The following is a 16460-nucleotide window of genomic DNA, read 5'->3' as shown; positions in this document are numbered from 1 at the left end:
ATTAAAAGGTTATTCAAACAATACTTTAATGCCACACGAACTGGCTACGTCAAGCTCCAGTTTGGCTCCCTTGCTCAGTTCCCAGTCCTTCAGCATGTAGATATAGTCACAAGCCAGCAACAGGGCAATGTCGGCCCGCATGTGGGCTCTCCAATGAGCTTCATCCGGCAATCCGTTCCTGAAAGGGTTTACAGGATCATAGCCTTGTGCCATCAGTTTCTCCTCGGCACGGCTGAAGGCTTCCTTGCGCTCATTCATATCATAGTGCGCGATGGCTCCGCTGATGTACACTTTCCCGGCACCGGTCGCTTCACCACGTTGAAAAGCCTTGTGTCGTTCCCACCGTTCCGGAACCACCACACTGTAGTTGCACGATTGGCAGCAGCAGCCTTCTTCTTTCACCGGGAACGGATTGTATCCGTAGCCCTCATACTCTTTGCCGCAGATGCAGCACACTTTCTTTTCTTCTTTCTTTTCCATCACTTCAAATCTTTAATGTTTATTTGGCAGGACGGATGCCATACCTGAATATTCCGAGCAAACATCACATCCCTGGTTTCTATCACTACGTGTCCCTTTGTCTTGGCCCTGCGCAGACGGAGGTCGCTTTGTATGTTACGTTCTACCCAATCGTCCACCACGGCCTCCGCTTCCTGTTCTTTCAGGAGTATCTGGTACAGCTTATTCTCCCATTCCATCATTCAAATAATCCTCCATATTATCGTCCTTCAATGTTTTGGCAGCACCTTCTTCCCATATCACGTAGGGCTCACCGGGCCGCTCCATAAAGCGGCTTTTGCACCAGGCTTTGAAACAGCTTACCATGATTTTCACATCGGCGTCATATTCCACCTTGCGGGCGCTTCTACCTGCCGGATGAAGCCCCTCGGCATGGCTGATGAAGATAAACAGTTTCTTGGGATGACGTTCCTTGAACTCCTTGTAGGTTTTGTAGTTCAAGCCGCTGTATTGGAAGCTGTCGATAATCACGATTCCGGGACTGCCTCTGCGCCGTAACCGTTCCTCCAATTGCTCCATCGGTTCCCGGTCAAGGATAATCAGCTTCTTTTTCACTTCACCCATCTTGTGCCGTTTCAGGCTCATCTGGAACGACAAACCGGTACTTTCTTCCAAACTGTCATAAATTACGCGTCCGAAGCTACACAGGTACTTGGCCAGCTGCATCACAAAGCTGCTCTTACCGTTTCCGCTGGCTCCCCAAATAATCCACACGCCGCTCTTGGCCGGGTTGCCTATCGAGGTTTGCCAGTCCCCGGAAAACTCGAACCGGGGAATCTTCATGTTCAGCACCTCACCGGGACTGTAGGCTCTCTTCAGTTTCACGGTTACCTCCTTTCAATTCTTCAATAAGAGCATCAGCATAGTCCACAGCAAGTCTGGCAACTTGTTTTATAGACATTATACCTGATGAATTGCTTCTTACTACCGGAAGCATGCTTTTGGCAATTTCATATCTGCGCTGTTCCCAGTCTATCTCATTCGCTTTTCTCATCTCGCGATGGATACCGATAACAGCATCCATCGCTTGCATTTCTATCTTGCTTATCATGCCTGCATCCTCCTTAATTTTTCGATTTCGGTATATACGCGCCGCAAGCCGCCTCCGGTGCTATGAACAATCTTGGCAATGTCGGCACCGTCCGGGGCATTGATTTTTGCGACGATGGCAGCCTGTGCCTTCAGAAACTTTTCGCGTTCCTGCGCATCGTCCGGGGTCACCTTGCTGTAGGAGTCACCGTAGCGGCTCAACATTTCGGTATAGCCCACCTTCTTGCCTTCGATGGCGCGGTTGATCTTCTCCTTTAATCCGTCGGCACCCATCATATACCAGGCACAGCAGCGTTCCGTAGCGTTCCAAAGCGCCTTTAACTCCAGGAAGGCTTCATACTGCAGGTCCCCGGCTTCATCCAGGATAACCAGGGGCGTATCAATCGTGCGCAGGTAGGCCACCAGATCCTCATACACGTCGCTATAGCGTCCGTTGCTGGTCACACCGAATTCCTTGGCAATGTAGCGTATCAGCTTCAGTTTGGTCTTCACCTGGCTGCAGTCCACATATACGGCGTGCTTGTGCTGCTTCACGTAAGCTTTCGCTGTAAAGGTCTTGCCGATATTGGGCATATCGCACAGGATGGCACTCAGCCCGCTTCCCTGGCACACTTCCAGCTGCTTGCTCACAAACACGTAGGTCGGGGTCTGTGCTGCCAGCCAAGGTATTTCTGTACGCAGTTGCACGCCTAATCTTCGGGCTATACCTACCCAGTTGGCATCACTGACCTGCTTTTCATAATTGCCCCGCTTGATGGCATTGTAAACGCTGGGGGCTATGCCCAGTGCCGTGGCATGGCGGTTGTCACTGGGATAATTTTCACGGTCGGCGGCTATCGCTGCCACAATACGTTGCTTTACTTCATTTGTTATTTCCATTTGAATGCTGTTTTAAATTCGTTCTAACGTCGTTAATTATATCTTGGCTACTGCATCATGCTCGAAGGCACTGATGTCCATATAGGCTGAGTAATCTTCTTCCTCGGCTTGTGCAGGAAGGGGAACGGCTTCCGCCTGTACCTCTGTTATCAGCTTTGCTTCCTCTTTGGCAAGGATGCCCACACGCTTGATCTTGCCGTCCTTCATCATCTTGTCGAATTGAGCTACATACTTGGACTGTTCGGTATAGGCTGCCTTGTCGTACTCGGTCTGCTCGGCTGTATTCTCATTGTAACGGGCTACGGGCTTGCAGGTGGCGATATATCGTCCGTTCTGGTAGATATATACCTCGTTGATGGTTCCGTCGGCATCGGGCAGATAATAGGCATCTACCTTGTAGTTCCTCGGCTCCAGCTTTTCGATGATTTCCGGGCTGGGCAGTCCGTATTGGTTGTACATCACCGTGCAGTAGGTGTTCTGCCGGATGGTTGTTTCGGTGTGCTGTCCGATGAACCGGTAAAGAACGGCCTTGTCCCAAGGTGCAAGGTTCGGGTTCTGATGGGCGCAAAGCACATCCCAACGGCTCATGCCCGGATAGCGCTTTTGGTTGGGGTGAGGCTGTGCGTTGAAGGTCTCAATGGCGCGTATATCATCGGCTACCAATTCTTCATAACTATAGGTCTTCACCTTGTAGGTGTTGTTCTTTTCGTCATACACCTTTTCTTCCTTCGGGCGGTTGGCCTCCAGCTTGGCATACCATCGGCCGATACCTACCTGCGTGCGTTTCTCCACACCGTATTTCTTTTCGCGGTTCTTGTGCTCGGCACGTTTTTCACGCGAGTTCCCGGGGTTACACCAGCGGATCAGGGGGAAGACGGTACCGGCTTGCATCAATCCGTCGGCAAAGTCGCTTACCAGGTGGTGTTCCACTTCTAACTCGGCGGGGATATACATGCCGTTCCGGTCCAGGGTCTGGAACATGTTTCGCATGCAGTCTAAAAATAACTCGGTAGTCTTGTACCGGTTGTAGGCATATCCCACCACAGCACCGCTCACCACATCGTAGGCATAATAGGCTTTCACTCGGTTGCCATCCTTCATTGGGCGCGGCAGGTCGCGGTCGTCAAGAGAAACCTTACTCAAGGAATATTCACCGATGCTGCGCAGATGATAAGGACGGTAGGCATTGTTGAAATCCCATTGGCTCATGTGCAGCTTACCGCGAAGGGCCTTGTTCTTGGGGTTGTTCAGGTAGTTGGCTACTGTGGCCGGGCTCAATACCAGCGGATTTCCATCCTTGTCGGTAAAGTCTGCCGGATTCAACACCTCGCCGGTTTCGGGGTCATATAGCTCCAGTTCTCCTTGCACAAATAGATTGTACTGTTCCCACACGGTGGTATTGAAGGGCTGCTCCGGTTGGGCATCGATGCTCAGCAGCAGGCGTTCAATGTCATAGGTCACTTTCCGGCGGTTCTGGTTCATGAACTTGCGGCTGATAAGGCTTTCATAGCCGTTGGCCTTGAAGTCATTCACACGCTTCTTGAAGCGGTTGGAACTGACAGGCAAGGTATGTCCGAACTCTGCTTGGTAGTAACTGATGGCTCCTGCCAGTTCGCCCCAGTTCACCGGCCCGGCCTTCATGGCCTTTCGCATAAACGTGGCATCCTCCATGGCACGCATCACTGCCTCAATTACCGAAGCGTTTACCGTATATTCTTGGATGTGTTCCGGTGGCAGTGTATCTCCGTTGTCAAAGCGGAATCGGGTGTAGAACTCCCGGGCTTTCGCATCGATGTGGTAATGGCTGCCGAGCCAATTTCTTATAACGTCCTCTTTCATGTCTCCGTATTTTAGTTTTATCCTTTCCTGAAACCGCAGTGGCATGGTCGCTATCTCTACCAGTGCATAGCTTCCAAGCCCCTTGCCGGGTCGCACTACGTTGATTTCTTTCTTGGCCGCTAATTTCTTGTAATTGGGTACCGACAGGATGGGAGCAAGTTCTTCTTCGGAAAGAGTGGAAGGATGAACGCCTTTCAGCGTGCGGCTTCTGCTGTAGTCAGCCTTCCCGTTCACCATCACCGGTCGGTCGTCGTAGGTCAGGTCATTGTAGGATATGCACAATATCTTTCCATAATACTCCATTTCATTTCTGTTTATAAGGCGGCTGCCATCTGTTGGGTCTCGTGCTGCAGCTGCATGAAGTCTGATACAAACTCACATTGGTAGGTTTCGGTCCGTTTTCCGTCCACGTACACGTCCACATCGTTGGTCTTCCGTTGGACTACCAGTTTTACACGGGGACCGAAGGTGCAGGTCATGGTTTTCTCGCACTCTTCAAAGGTGGTTTCGCAGTTCGGGATGAAGTTCCCGTCGGTCAGTTTACCGCCTCGCTTCAGGGCAAGGGTACGGATCCGACGGGCCTGGTCGCTGTCACGGACAAAATTCAGTGCCTGCCACACAGCCTGACGGCTGCACTTAAAGGTCTTCATCAGGAAGGTCTTTGTCTCGTTATCTGTCAAAATCTGCTTTCTCATATCGTTTATCTCTTGATATATTGCTCATTTATAATTCCTCAATCGCTTTCCGCTTGATGTCATCCGAATCATCCGGAAGGATCTCGTAAAGGCGTGTTCCCTTCTTCAGTTCCTCAATCAGCACCTGCATGGCTTCCTCGCACACACAGCTCACATTCTCTATCACCCGGTAGGCATCCGAGTTGCTGATCGCATCCTCTGTCATGAACTGTCCGGCCAAATCCATAGCCTGGTCGGCAATGTTCTGTGTATGGGCCGCACTGCTTATCATCGTGCGAAGCTTCTGCTTGAACTGGCGTTCATCCCTTCCTTGGTTGAATTTCTTTGCCATAATCTGAATTTTTAAAGGTTAATATCGTGGGGCGAGGGGAATCGAACCCCAGCGGCTTTCTACGCTTTCTTATTTTCAATTTACCAACTTTCCGGCCGTGCCTGCCGCCCCTGCCCGTCTTTCCGGGCTGCCAGTTATCCGGCAATCTCTTTGCCCTCTTGTTTCTTCTGTTCGTGCCACCTTAGTGTCTGAAACGCATCATAGTTCATCACGAGTAAAGATGTATATAATTCATCTCGTAACCTTTCATTCTTGTTAGGTACTGCATCCTTGATTTCATCAAGAACATCACCAAACGCACTGAGGAGTTTTTCCAATGTTTCCGGTTTTACCTTTCTCAATAATGTCTCTTTCATAATCTTATACTTAAAATTCGCTAATCACACGCCTTTTTTGTATATTTGGCGCGCTGTTTACATCTTAAACACGCTGCAAATATATAGAAATATTTCAATACACCAAACTAAATATGGAAGAAAATCAATATAAAGGCATGAATTTTATAGAAAGACTTCAATATTTCATGGAGAAAAAGGGCATAAATGACAATCAAATGACTGTCAATGCCGGTCTTTCTGTTGGACTTATCGGGAAAGCAAAGGTGTCTGGCAAAGGTATGAGCTCAATGAATATTGAAAAAATTCTATTAGCCTATCCAGAATTATCTGCCGATTGGTTACTTACTGGTGCAGGTAGCATGTTGAAAGATGATTTGAACGGCATTCAAACAGCAGACGAAGCCAATCCTTCGACTCTGCCTACAACATCTATGAACCCATCTGTCGGCACACCATACTACGATGTTGACTTTATTGGGGGATTCGATGAGGTGTTCAACTCTCAGGTAAACATACCTGCCACCAACATCGTAATAAGGGGATTCGAAAAAGCCAGCCTCTGGTGCAATGTCACCGGCCACTCCATGGAGCCCAAAATAAACCATGGCGACATCATCGCCCTGCGACAATGCACACTCAACGACATCCAGTATGGAGAAATCTATGCAGTGGTATTGGACACCATCCGTACCATTAAAATCCTGCGCAGGTCGCCGGATCCAAGCAAGTTGCGCTTCATTCCCATTAATACAGAGGACTACGATGAGCAGGAATTCGACAAATCACGCATCATGAATGTCTTTGAAGTCATTGGAAGCATCAGCAAGTTCTTCTAATGAGGAAGCACATGCGTCATATCACCCAACAGGCACAATAAGACGCACGCACACACTTTTAGAGGCATTTACAGAGTATCAGGATGCAAAAACAACTGAAAATCAAAGGCTTCACGCTATATATATAATGTGTATCTATAAAGTAAGTGTCGTTTTTCCTATCTGAAAACAGCGAAAAACGGCACTTATTTACATTTACTGCATTCTTTCCTATTTCGGGCGAACCCTCCAAAATCCAAAAAAGTAACCCTAAAAGTAACCCTAAACTCATTAAAGTAGTAACCCTAAACAGTAACCGTAATAGTAACCCTAAACCAAAAATTACCATCCGTAAGGGCATAAAAAAGGGGAGCCATAAGCTCCCCAATCAGCATTCAAAGAAATAACGCCTACAAGCCTTTCTAACGGCGTTATTATGTCGTTCTAACCATTGCCCTTACTACCGCCCGAAATGAGCGTAGATTGCTTAATTATAGCCTTTTTCGTGCATATTGTGCCGTTACCAGACAGTCCGGCATGAAGCAGGTAGTTCTTGGTCGCTCCCACCTGTTCTGCCGTCAGAACCGTATAAACAGCCGATATACTGCTGAAATACCAGTCTTTCTGCTTCGTTCCATCTATTTTATGCAGCAAATGCACATGAATCACTTTTGCCATACTCGTTTCTATTATGCTGCAAATATACCAAATAATACCTATTTGGAAGAATTTCAAGAAATAATATTTGAAAATAGACACTAAAAAAACGGCCATACAGCCGTTCACACCATCATATAACAAAATCCATCAACCCAGCCATAAAACGGCCACACAGCCGAAAATAAAGCCCTTCCAGGACGTTTTAGCCCCATCTGCAAGCCCGATGTAAAGCAATCGCCCGAAGATCCGCAGAAAAGCCCCTCAAACGTAAAGCAGATGTAAGCCCATGTAAAGAGAAAAACCGCTTCGAAATATTCAGCCCATTTTCCCGAACATGCCTAAACCATTTGGTTCTCAAAGCCTTTCGCCCATTTTCCCCGACCATTGAAAAAACCGCTTCGTTGTATGCCCCATACTTATTTTCTGTGGTATATTTGGCTGCATTGGACAAAAGGTTATAGATGATTTTATCCAGCTTGTCATGATCAAAATAGCCTTGGTATTCGGTACTCATATTCTGAAAAGCAAAGTGCAGATTTTTTTTTCTGACCAATGGAGTAAATGCTTGTGCCGAATGCTGCAGGAAGGTGGTTAGGTTTCCGTAAGAAACCTTCAGTTTCTGGCGTCCGTTTTCTACTTTCCGAAATTCCAGTATTTGCTGTATTAATCGTTTTAACCGCAATAGGTTATCTTCTATTTCCGGCAGTGAGTTCCGGGTTTCCGGAAAATGTATTTTTATTTCATCAATTGAGGCGGAAATGATGGATAATGGGGTAAGCAGTTCATGGGTGATATTGGTGAAGAATTGCAGTTTGCTGTGATTGATTTCTTCGTCTTTCTGGCGTTGTATATTGGCCAATTCTACCATTTGTTGCAGGTGGATTCTTTTACGTATGATTCTGTAGGAATACCATACCAATAAGGCGAACAAAATAGTATAGATGCAATAAGCCCACCAGGTTAGCCAGGGAGGAGGCAAAATGGTAATGGTTACAGAACGTATGTTGTTCGACCATAACCCATTCGGATTACTCCCTCTTACATAGAAAGTATAAGTACCTGCAGGAAGATTGTTATAGAATGCGGCTGGTTGATAACCTTCTGTAGAAATCCATTGATTATCATATCCTTCTAATTTGTATTCATATTTATTCAGTATGGGGTTGATATAGTTTAATACTGAAAATCCGATACTGAAATTATTTTGTTTGTATGAAAGGGTTATATGTTGTGTATATTCCAAGGATGAATCCATTATTTTTTGCAGTTCTGTGTCTGACATGTGTGAAATGGATGTGTTGTAGATTTTCAGGTCGGTTAATACTACAGGGTATGAAACAGTATCATAATTGATTTCTTCCGGAAAGAAACTGTTTATGCCGTGAACCCCACCGAAATATAATTTGCCATCTTCTCCCTTCGCACAAGCATTTCGATTGAAGATGTAGTCTTGTAGTCCGTCTTCGGTGGTAAATACTTGTATGTTTTTCCCTTTTTTTGTTTTGTCAATATGAATCATTTCAGAGGTCATGGTGACCCATAACCCCTTTTGGTCATCTTCAAGTATGCAAGAAACTACTTCCCCTTTTTTCATTGTATTGGGCAATGCATTCTGAAAACAATCTTTGTGAGGATTATAGACATTTAGTCCTTTCCCATTTGTACCTGCCCAAATGGTATTCTCACTGTCAATGTACAATGCCATGGCTCCCACTGCTTCTGCGTTTCCCAAATTGATGCTGTATTGTTTGGTTACGAATTTATGATTTTTAGGAGTGATTTTCCAAATTCCCGAATTAGGTGTTGCAGCCCAGATATGGCCATCTTTGTCTTCTTGTAAGCGGAATATAGATTCCTTGGGAGGAATATATGCATTGTTTTCTATTAAGTCATTCAGTGCGTGCATTTTCTTTTGGGGAGTGAGTAAAAAGATTCCACTGCGCGTGCCTAACCATATATTTTTCTTGTTGTCCTCCAGTACGGAATAAATACACACATCCGTTAGTTGTGGATAGGAGTCAATATTTATTTCCTCTACCTTTTTTTCATCAAGAATCCAGAGTCCGTCATCCCATGTGGCAAAGCAGTATTCTCCATTTTCTCTGAGCCGGATGATTTCGTTGACGGTGGATACAGGAGGTAGACTCCTGAATGCTGGCATTTGATTATATGGAATAACCTCATGGCTTTGCATATTGTATTTTACAAATCCGAACCCCATGATACTGATCCAAATCCAGTTTTGGTCGATGGGGCAAATGGCTCGTACTGACGCACTGGGAAAGATGTCGCGTATGCTTCTGAGTGAGTTCAGACTGAATTTCCGGGTGTTTGTATTTGCTACCCGGATTCCTCCGCCGAGCATTCCTACCCACATTAGTCCATCGGCACTAGAAAGTAATGCATCCACCTCATTAAAAGGGAGATGTCCACTTTTGTCGCTCGGATAGTAATTGGTAAACGTCCCGTTCTCCGGTTCCATGATGCTGAGTGCGCTCCGAGAGCCAATCCAGAGTTTTCCGGTGTTTCTATCTTGAGTGATGGTATAGATGATGTTGTCGGCGATGCTTGAAGGGTTGTTTTCATCATGCGTGTACCGGATAAATCCATAATGTTGCATGTCGTATGGATTCTGCATTTTTAATAGGCCATACCTCCATGTTCCAATCCATATATTTTCATTCTTATCCTGAAAAATGACATGTGCGGAATTGCTGGGACATACATTGTGATAAGTATAAAGTTGTTGTCTCGTAGGGTCATAGCGATAGAGTCCTTGGTTCCATGTGCCAATCCAAATATGTCCTCTCTTGTCCTCTAATATGGATTTAACGTCGATGTTCGTTTCAAACTTATATTGGGTGAAATTGGTTTCATTTTCTTTTTTTATGAATAGGCCTTTATTGGTACCTACCCATACTGCTCCTTTGTGTGTGCATGTGACTGTCTCTACATTTGTCACTTGCGGGTGTGGAAGTGAAATATTTTCTATTTTATCATTTCTTTTATTCAGTTTGTATAATCCGTTGTGTGTGCCAATCCATAAATTGCACTGGTAATCTTCTGCAATTGCATTGATGAATCCGTCAATCGATTTTTCACTGCCATCAGGTTCGGCATGGTATACTTTTGTGGAATAGCCATCATAACGTACCAGTCCGTTATAAGTGGCAATCCAGATATAGCCTTCCTTGTCTTGAAAAAGATTTCGGACTTCGTTTGTTGGAAGTTGTATGAGGTTCCTTAGCGGGCTGAAATTAATATATTCCTTGGAAATGTTGGGAGCTCCCCATCCCAAAACGGAAACTATAGCAAATATTGGGAGTAGAAAAATATGTCGTTTCATGGTATTATGCAAATAATAAATGCAAATTTAGAAATACTATTTGTTAATACAAAAAAATGAAAGAATAGAGTTCAATCGTTTCATCTATCAGGAAGTGAGATGTTGGGAGTAAATTGGGCCGGATATAAAGTAAAAATCCTCTCATTCCATGCAGGAATAAGAGGACCTTATGTAAAATGATATTGATTTATCTCACTTGAATTACCAGATAGCGTGATACGCTCCAGAATTCATTCGGATTGTTGATTTTCAAAGTCAATTGTCCTTTGTCATCTTTCACAAGTTCGTAAGAACCTTGCGGATGGGTGGTCAGCAGTTCGGCACGTTTGGAGTAAAGCTTGATTTCTTTTTCCTTGCGGATATCAATTTGTGTGAAATAATCCTTGTTGAATTCGTTGTCTTTCAAGACATCCCCTTTTTTCAGGATTTTCTGGTCTTTCAGTTCAGATTTCGTTCCGAATACATACCAGGCAGTGTTCAGTGCTTGGTCCTGTGCTTCCACTGTCTTTGTCTTGGCCTCGTTTTCAGCACTCAGCTCGTCTACGTTTTTGTTCAAGTCCATGACCGCTTCGTCCAGTTCGGCGATACGGATGTTCTTGGCAGCCAGTTCTGCCTGCAATGTTTCGATTTGCTGTTGTTTGGCAGCCAGTTCTGCGGTCAGGTTTTTGATGGCTTTTTTCAGTTGTGCGGACTGGTAATTACTTTTTTTCAGCTGTGCTTCCAGTTTGGCAATCTGTTCACGGTTCGATTTCAGTTTTTCGCTGATAAAGCGGATATCTTCTTTTATTTTGTCGGCAGCCGACTGGCTTTCGAGGGTACCTTCTTTCAAGTCTACACGGTTTTCAGCTTCATTGATTTCGCGGAATCCTTCCTGAATTTCATTAAAAGATCCCATGATTTCGTCCAGCTCTGTGTCGCGGTTGGAAAGTTCAAGCATCAGTGAATCATTCTGGGCTTGCAATGTGCTTTTGTCCTGGCCGGAATTGTTACATGCTGTCAATAATGCGGCAGCACATAAAGCAGATAAAACAACCTTTCTCATAACTTTTTAATTTAGAATTATAATTTAGTTTTCTTTTCCTCCAAGTATGATGACGATTTCTCCTCTTGGTTCAGTCTCTGTGAAGTGGGCAATAACTTCCTGTAAAGTGCCCCGTACGCTTTCTTCATGTATTTTGGAGATTTCACGGCATACGGATACCGGACGGTCTGCACCGAAAATCTCAGCAAATTGCGTCAGGGTTTTTACCAGCCGATAGGGTGATTCGTAGAAAATCATTGTGCGTGTTTCTTCTTTCAGACCGTTCAGACGAGTCATTCTGCCTTTTTTTTGTGGAAGGAAACCTTCGAAACAAAAGCGTTCGTCCGGCAGACCGGAAGAAACCAGTGCCGGTACAAAAGCGGTGGCTCCAGGGAGACATTGCACTTCTATGCCGTTTCTTACGCATTCCCTCACTACCAGAAATCCGGGGTCGGATATGCCCGGAGTACCTGCATCGGAAATCAGGGCTACAGTTTGCCCTCCTTTGATGCGGTTGACCACGCTTTCCACAGTCTGGTGCTCATTGAACTTATGATGAGACTGCATGGCATTCTTGATTTCATAATGCTTCAGCAGGATACCCGATGTACGTGTATCTTCAGCCAGAATCAAATCCGCTTCTTTCAGGATGCGGATGGCACGGAAAGTCATGTCCTCCATATTGCCTACCGGAGTAGGTACAACATATAGTTTACCCATTTTCTTTTCTTAATATGTGATAAAGCAAAGGTAAAAAGTTTTCGTCTTCACGCGCCCGATTCATCAAACATTTAACAGAAGTTTTCTCTTTATATGTCCTTTTCGACACTATTAATAAAAAAACCTCGATTTTTCGGCAGTTTCAACCTATCGTTGTAATTTTGTACTTGTTTTATAGAATGAAGCTATATGGTAGTATTTTCAGAAGACCACCGGGAAGAAACTTGCCGGAGAGGAAGAATAGAAGTGATATGTGGTTCCATGTTTTCAGGGAAGACGGAAGAGTTGATTCGGCGTTTGCGGCGGGCTACTTTTGCCCATCAGCGGGTGGAAATCTTCAAGCCGGCCATAGATACCCGTTATTCGGAGGAGGATGTGGTGTCACATGACAATAATAGTATCAAATCGACTCCGATTGATACTTCTGCAAGTATTCTTTTGTTTACTTCGGAGATTGATGTGGTGGGGATTGACGAAGCACAGTTTTTTGATGACGGATTGCCGGAGGTGTGCAATGAGCTGGCTAACCAAGGCATTCGGGTGATTATCGCCGGATTGGATATGGACTTTAAAGGCATTCCCTTTGGACCGATACCTGCATTGTGCGCCATTGCTGATGAAGTTACGAAAGTACATGCCATTTGTGTGAAATGTGGAAATCTGGCATACGTGTCGCATCGTACCGTTTCGAACGAGAAAAGGGTTCTGTTGGGGGAAAAAGAGGAATATGAACCTTTGTGCCGCTGCTGCTATCAAAAAGCACTGAAACAGGAACAGAATAATAAATAGCTGAAAAACAGTTGTATGCGTGATAGAGTGAGAAAATATTGAAAAAATATAGGGACAATATTTGGTAGTTATGATAAAAACTTCTACCTTTGCACTCGCAATCGGGAAATAACCGATGCAAACAAGGATTGATTCGCTAGCTCAGCAGGTAGAGCACAACACTTTTAATGTTGGGGTCTTGGGTTCGAGCCCCAAGCGGATCACCAGAAGAGAGAGTCACATTAAGTGACCCTCTCTTTTTGTTTTAAATGTTTCTGTAATTGGCTTTCTGGCGTGAAAGCTAAAAAATAATAGCGCCGTTTCTCTGTGTGATTTAAAAAATTTTGTATATTTGTTTTACTCTAAGAGAGAAAAGAAAGTATTAGAAGCGTTTTGACATTATCCACAAGTTCAGGAAATCCCCAATTTCGTAACGATAACAATGGATAATACAAAGACGCTCCACGGACTATTTATATTTGCAGTTCAGAATCGAAAATGTATTTATATAATAGGCGTGGGGCTTTATGTATTACTCGGTTATCAAGTATGGGGATACTTCTGAACAGGTAATGCTAAAGTTCCCCACGCTTCAGTATTATAATAACGGCTTTTGGGGGAAGTAAGCTGACAATTGGATTGTATATGAAAACATTTCATGTTGTAGATCGCGATTCCTTCTGTAATCAGATTTTTCTCTTCTATTATTTCTTTTTGTTTTGTCTCGTCATAAATCTTTGAAACAAAATTTGTGCCATTTTTTCTTTTGGGCATAGGTGGTGAGCGATGAACGGTTATGAAATTTCAGGACGAAAAAGTGGTTTGTCGTATATGGAAAAGGATTTGTGCTGTCGGAAGTCTTGTGAAACCCTTCTGTTTTGAAAAGAAATTTCAAGAATTGGGGTAAAACGGATAGACGTTCTGTCTGATTTTTCGTGGTAAATGTGATAAAAAGTCATTTTCCTACTTTTTGCAATGCGGTTTTGTCGCATCGAATTGTGAATTCAAGTCAAAAAGAAAAATTATGGATAAAAGAATAGAAGAAGTTGTCAATGAGCAGCTTAATAATGAAATATGGTCCTTTGGGGTTTATATGGCTTTTCAATTGTATTTTAGTGAACAAAACATGCCGATGTTGTCGTCTTGGTTAGGGATGCAGGTGCAGAAGAAGGCTGCGCGAATTGGCAAGATAACCGCGTATTTGCTCGCTGGAGGGCTTGAGGTATCCGTGAAAGAGCAAGTGTTCACTCCGCAAGACAAGCAGGAACCAATGGCCGCACTGGAGGCATTCTTTTCTCATGAGCAATATTTCCATCGTCAGGTAGATGATTTTTTGAGTTGGACTCGTGAGGTGGACGATTCCTCGTTGCGCTGTCTGGCCTTTGATTTGTATGCAGATGAGGTGAATGTCAGTGATTTCTTTTTTGAATTGCTGCGGATACTTGCGAAAGAGTGGAGGAGGATGTTGCCTTTGGAATAAGAATGAAGCACGTAATTGAGTTAGTAAGATTTGAAGAGAGGATGATACATATATTATATAGGAGAGTAGGTCTTGATCAGATATGGAACGTTTTGATTTTGAGGAGGAGCTGATAGCCTTGCAGGGAAAACTCCGCAGTTATGCGTATTTGTTGTTTTCCCAAAGGGAGGATGCTGAAGATTTGATTCAGGAAACCTTATTGAAAGCATTGGAGAATAGAGAGAGGTATAATGAAAATGTCAATTTTAAGGGTTGGTTATATACTATTATGCACAATATTTTCATCAATATCTGCAAGTCGAAGAAATATAGCCTGTTTCTGAGCTTGTCCGATGGCAGTGTGAATGAAGAAATGGTCCGGGCTATGGAGTTTGCAGATGATGAATATAGCTTTAAGGAGGTATGTCAGGTGATTGATGAGCTGCCGGCGAATCTGCGGATAGTTGTTTCGATGCGGTTGAAGGGATTCAAGTATCTGGAGATTGCCAAGCATACCGGTATTCCGATAGGGTTGGTGAAGAGCCGAATCTTTTATGGAAAGAAGAAGTTGAAGGAGATGCTGGATGAGTCATAAAATAAAAGAGCGTATCGGGATAACCGATACGCTCTTTTATTTTGTCTTTTTTCAGGGATAGACTTGGATTACGCGTTGGCACGTTTTTCCTGAATTCTGGCTTTCTTACCAGTAAGTGCACGCAAGTAGTACAATTTAGCGCGACGAACTTTACCCACTTTGTTGACAGTGATGCTGTCAATAGCCGGAGATTCCAATGGGAAGATACGTTCAACACCCACTGTACCTGACATTTTACGGACAGTGAAACGTTTCTTTTCACCGTGACCTGAAATTTTGATAACAACACCGCGATACAACTGTACACGTTCCTTGCTACCTTCAACGATACGGTATGCTACTGTGATAGTATCACCAGCTTTGAATGAAGGATGCTGTTTGCCAGTAGCAAATGCTTCTTCTGCAATTTTAATTAAATCCATGTTTTGTAATAAATTAAATTGTTTGATCGTTACAACGCAACATATCAAGTAACTCTTCTTTGACAGCGATTGCGCGAAAGCGGGGCAAAGATAGCGTTTTTTCATGATGTTGCCAAATGTTTCCCGGGTATTTTATTAAAAAATGAGAACGCTTTCAGATAGCTTTTGTCTGTGTTTCTTTTTTAGTTACTTTTGACTTCAAATAAATTTTATTTTTATGAATTGTATGGAGATGAAACTTGTGAAAGGTATGGCCGTCGGTTTTCTTGCCGGATGGTTGTTGGCCGGGTGTAGCTCAGGCTATTCGCTGGCGGGTGTTGAAGGTGGACGGATTGCCATAACTGATAAATATGACCGGAATACCGACCCTGAAGCATTAAATATATTGAAGCCTTATCAGCAGAAAGTAGACAGTATCATGAAGCCGGTTATCGGTCATTCGGCAAAGGCCTTGAGTGCCTATCGTCCGGAGTCACCCTTGTCAAACTGGATTGCGGATGTGCTTCGTCAGTCGGCCGTGCGGGCCATTGGCAGGCCGGCTGATGTGGCTGTGATGAATATGGGAGGAATCCGGAATGCGATGCCGGAAGGGGAGATTACCTATGGTACCATTTATGAGATTGCACCTTTCGAGAATGCCTTGTGCGTATTGACGATGGACGGTGCTACTTTGAAGGAACTTTTTGCGGAGATTGCTTCCGTGCACGGTGAGGGGCTTAGTGGGGCTGCCTTGCAGATTGATGAAGAGGGAAATCTGCAGGATGCAAAAGTCAATGGGCGTCCGGTAGAGGAAAAGAAAGTCTACACGGTAGCTACCATCGATTATCTGGCCGAAGGCAATGACCGGATGATGGCTTTCCGGAAAGCGCAGTCGAAGACATTCCCGAAAGATGCGTTGCTGCGGGGATTGTTGCTCGATGCGGTAAAACAGTGCGAGCAGAAAGGACAGTTTGTCTCTGCACAGGTAGAAGGGAGAATAAAAGTGAGTGCGTCCAATTGAACT

19 protein-coding genes and 1 tRNA gene are annotated in these 16460 nt (G+C 44.4%); 6 read left to right on the top strand and 14 right to left on the bottom strand.

Features of this window, described 5'->3' with window-relative positions:
* Positions 1-9 precede the first annotated feature (9 nt).
* The 9 genes from BQ7480_RS18420 to BQ7480_RS14805 all read right to left on the bottom strand — a co-directional run bounded on the left by BQ7480_RS18420 (position 10) and on the right by BQ7480_RS14805 (position 5669).
* Entirely contained in the window at positions 10-480 is a 471-nt protein-coding gene (locus tag BQ7480_RS18420) for a DUF4406 domain-containing protein (protein ID WP_007562536.1), read from the bottom strand.
* On the bottom strand, positions 480-701 hold the full coding sequence (locus BQ7480_RS14840) for a hypothetical protein (protein ID WP_007751522.1): 222 nt from the start codon (positions 699-701) through the stop codon (positions 480-482). The genes BQ7480_RS18420 and BQ7480_RS14840 overlap by 1 nt, the downstream gene beginning before the upstream one ends.
* A complete protein-coding gene (locus BQ7480_RS14835; protein ID WP_032558186.1) occupies positions 682-1344 on the bottom strand; it encodes an AAA family ATPase in 663 nt (220 codons plus the stop codon). Before BQ7480_RS14835 ends, BQ7480_RS14840 begins: the two co-directional genes overlap by 20 nt.
* A complete protein-coding gene (locus BQ7480_RS14830) occupies positions 1313-1570 on the bottom strand; it encodes a hypothetical protein (protein WP_007751518.1) in 258 nt (85 codons plus the stop codon). Before BQ7480_RS14830 ends, BQ7480_RS14835 begins: the two co-directional genes overlap by 32 nt.
* Positions 1567-2448, bottom strand: coding sequence for an AAA family ATPase (locus tag BQ7480_RS14825; protein ID WP_007751516.1), 882 nt, complete (start codon positions 2446-2448; stop codon positions 1567-1569). The genes BQ7480_RS14830 and BQ7480_RS14825 overlap by 4 nt, the downstream gene beginning before the upstream one ends.
* 36 nt (positions 2449-2484) lie before the next feature.
* Positions 2485-4590 (bottom strand): hypothetical protein, encoded by a 2106-nt coding sequence (locus tag BQ7480_RS14820; RefSeq protein ID WP_072543472.1) that lies wholly within the window; start codon positions 4588-4590, stop codon positions 2485-2487.
* 11 nt (positions 4591-4601) lie between these two features.
* A complete protein-coding gene (locus BQ7480_RS14815) occupies positions 4602-4982 on the bottom strand; it encodes a hypothetical protein (RefSeq protein ID WP_072543471.1) in 381 nt (126 codons plus the stop codon).
* A gap of 28 nt (positions 4983-5010) precedes the next feature.
* Positions 5011-5313 (bottom strand): hypothetical protein, encoded by a 303-nt coding sequence (locus tag BQ7480_RS14810; protein ID WP_072543470.1) that lies wholly within the window; start codon positions 5311-5313, stop codon positions 5011-5013.
* Positions 5314-5447: 134 nt separating this feature from the next.
* Positions 5448-5669: a hypothetical protein gene (locus BQ7480_RS14805; protein WP_072543469.1), complete on the bottom strand. Its 222-nt coding sequence runs from the start codon at positions 5667-5669 to the stop codon at positions 5448-5450.
* Positions 5670-5782: 113 nt separating this feature from the next.
* On the opposite strand from BQ7480_RS14805, the gene BQ7480_RS14800 reads away from it, so the two are divergent.
* On the top strand, positions 5783-6487 hold the full coding sequence (locus BQ7480_RS14800; protein ID WP_139247516.1) for a S24 family peptidase: 705 nt from the start codon (positions 5783-5785) through the stop codon (positions 6485-6487).
* 423 nt (positions 6488-6910) lie between these two features.
* Here BQ7480_RS14800 and BQ7480_RS14790 read toward each other — a convergent pair whose 3' ends face one another.
* From BQ7480_RS14790 to rsmI, 4 genes are all read right to left on the bottom strand, one after another.
* Positions 6911-7144: a hypothetical protein gene (locus tag BQ7480_RS14790; RefSeq protein WP_072544074.1), complete on the bottom strand. Its 234-nt coding sequence runs from the start codon at positions 7142-7144 to the stop codon at positions 6911-6913.
* Between the two features lie 184 nt (positions 7145-7328).
* Complete coding sequence (locus BQ7480_RS14785) at positions 7329-10472, bottom strand: sensor histidine kinase (RefSeq protein WP_083581840.1); 3144 nt, start codon at positions 10470-10472, stop codon at positions 7329-7331.
* Between the two features lie 187 nt (positions 10473-10659).
* Positions 10660-11514 (bottom strand): Cbp1 family collagen-binding glycoprotein adhesin, encoded by an 855-nt coding sequence (locus tag BQ7480_RS14770; RefSeq protein ID WP_022352915.1) that lies wholly within the window; start codon positions 11512-11514, stop codon positions 10660-10662.
* A gap of 24 nt (positions 11515-11538) precedes the next feature.
* The gene (gene rsmI, locus BQ7480_RS14765; RefSeq protein WP_072543468.1) at positions 11539-12213 is read right to left on the bottom strand and encodes a 16S rRNA (cytidine(1402)-2'-O)-methyltransferase; all 675 of its coding nucleotides are present in this window, start codon (positions 12211-12213) and stop codon (positions 11539-11541) included.
* Between the two features lie 189 nt (positions 12214-12402).
* Between rsmI and BQ7480_RS14760 the strand changes: the two genes are divergently transcribed.
* The 4 genes from BQ7480_RS14760 to BQ7480_RS14740 all read left to right on the top strand — a co-directional run bounded on the left by BQ7480_RS14760 (position 12403) and on the right by BQ7480_RS14740 (position 15035).
* Positions 12403-13002, top strand: a complete 600-nt coding sequence (locus tag BQ7480_RS14760; protein ID WP_072543467.1) for a thymidine kinase — start codon at positions 12403-12405, stop codon at positions 13000-13002.
* A gap of 130 nt (positions 13003-13132) precedes the next feature.
* Positions 13133-13208: transfer RNA gene (locus tag BQ7480_RS14755), tRNA-Lys, on the top strand.
* Positions 13209-14005: 797 nt separating this feature from the next.
* Positions 14006-14461 (top strand): ferritin-like domain-containing protein, encoded by a 456-nt coding sequence (locus BQ7480_RS14745; protein ID WP_072543465.1) that lies wholly within the window; start codon positions 14006-14008, stop codon positions 14459-14461.
* Positions 14462-14543: 82 nt separating this feature from the next.
* On the top strand, positions 14544-15035 hold the full coding sequence (locus BQ7480_RS14740; RefSeq protein WP_072543464.1) for an RNA polymerase sigma factor: 492 nt from the start codon (positions 14544-14546) through the stop codon (positions 15033-15035).
* Positions 15036-15103: 68 nt separating this feature from the next.
* Here BQ7480_RS14740 and rplS read toward each other — a convergent pair whose 3' ends face one another.
* Positions 15104-15457: a 50S ribosomal protein L19 gene (gene rplS / locus BQ7480_RS14735; protein ID WP_022352866.1), complete on the bottom strand. Its 354-nt coding sequence runs from the start codon at positions 15455-15457 to the stop codon at positions 15104-15106.
* A 226-nt stretch (positions 15458-15683) separates the two neighbouring features.
* Between rplS and BQ7480_RS14730 the strand changes: the two genes are divergently transcribed.
* On the top strand, positions 15684-16457 hold the full coding sequence (locus tag BQ7480_RS14730; RefSeq protein ID WP_394332636.1) for a 5'-nucleotidase C-terminal domain-containing protein: 774 nt from the start codon (positions 15684-15686) through the stop codon (positions 16455-16457).
* The last annotated feature ends 3 nt before the right edge of the window (positions 16458-16460 follow it).

Origin of the sequence: Bacteroides mediterraneensis (assembly GCF_900128455.1) — a bacterium.
Classification (GTDB): Bacteria; Bacteroidota; Bacteroidia; order Bacteroidales; family Bacteroidaceae; genus Phocaeicola; species Phocaeicola mediterraneensis.
This window is presented reverse-complemented; position numbering and strand designations above follow the sequence as displayed.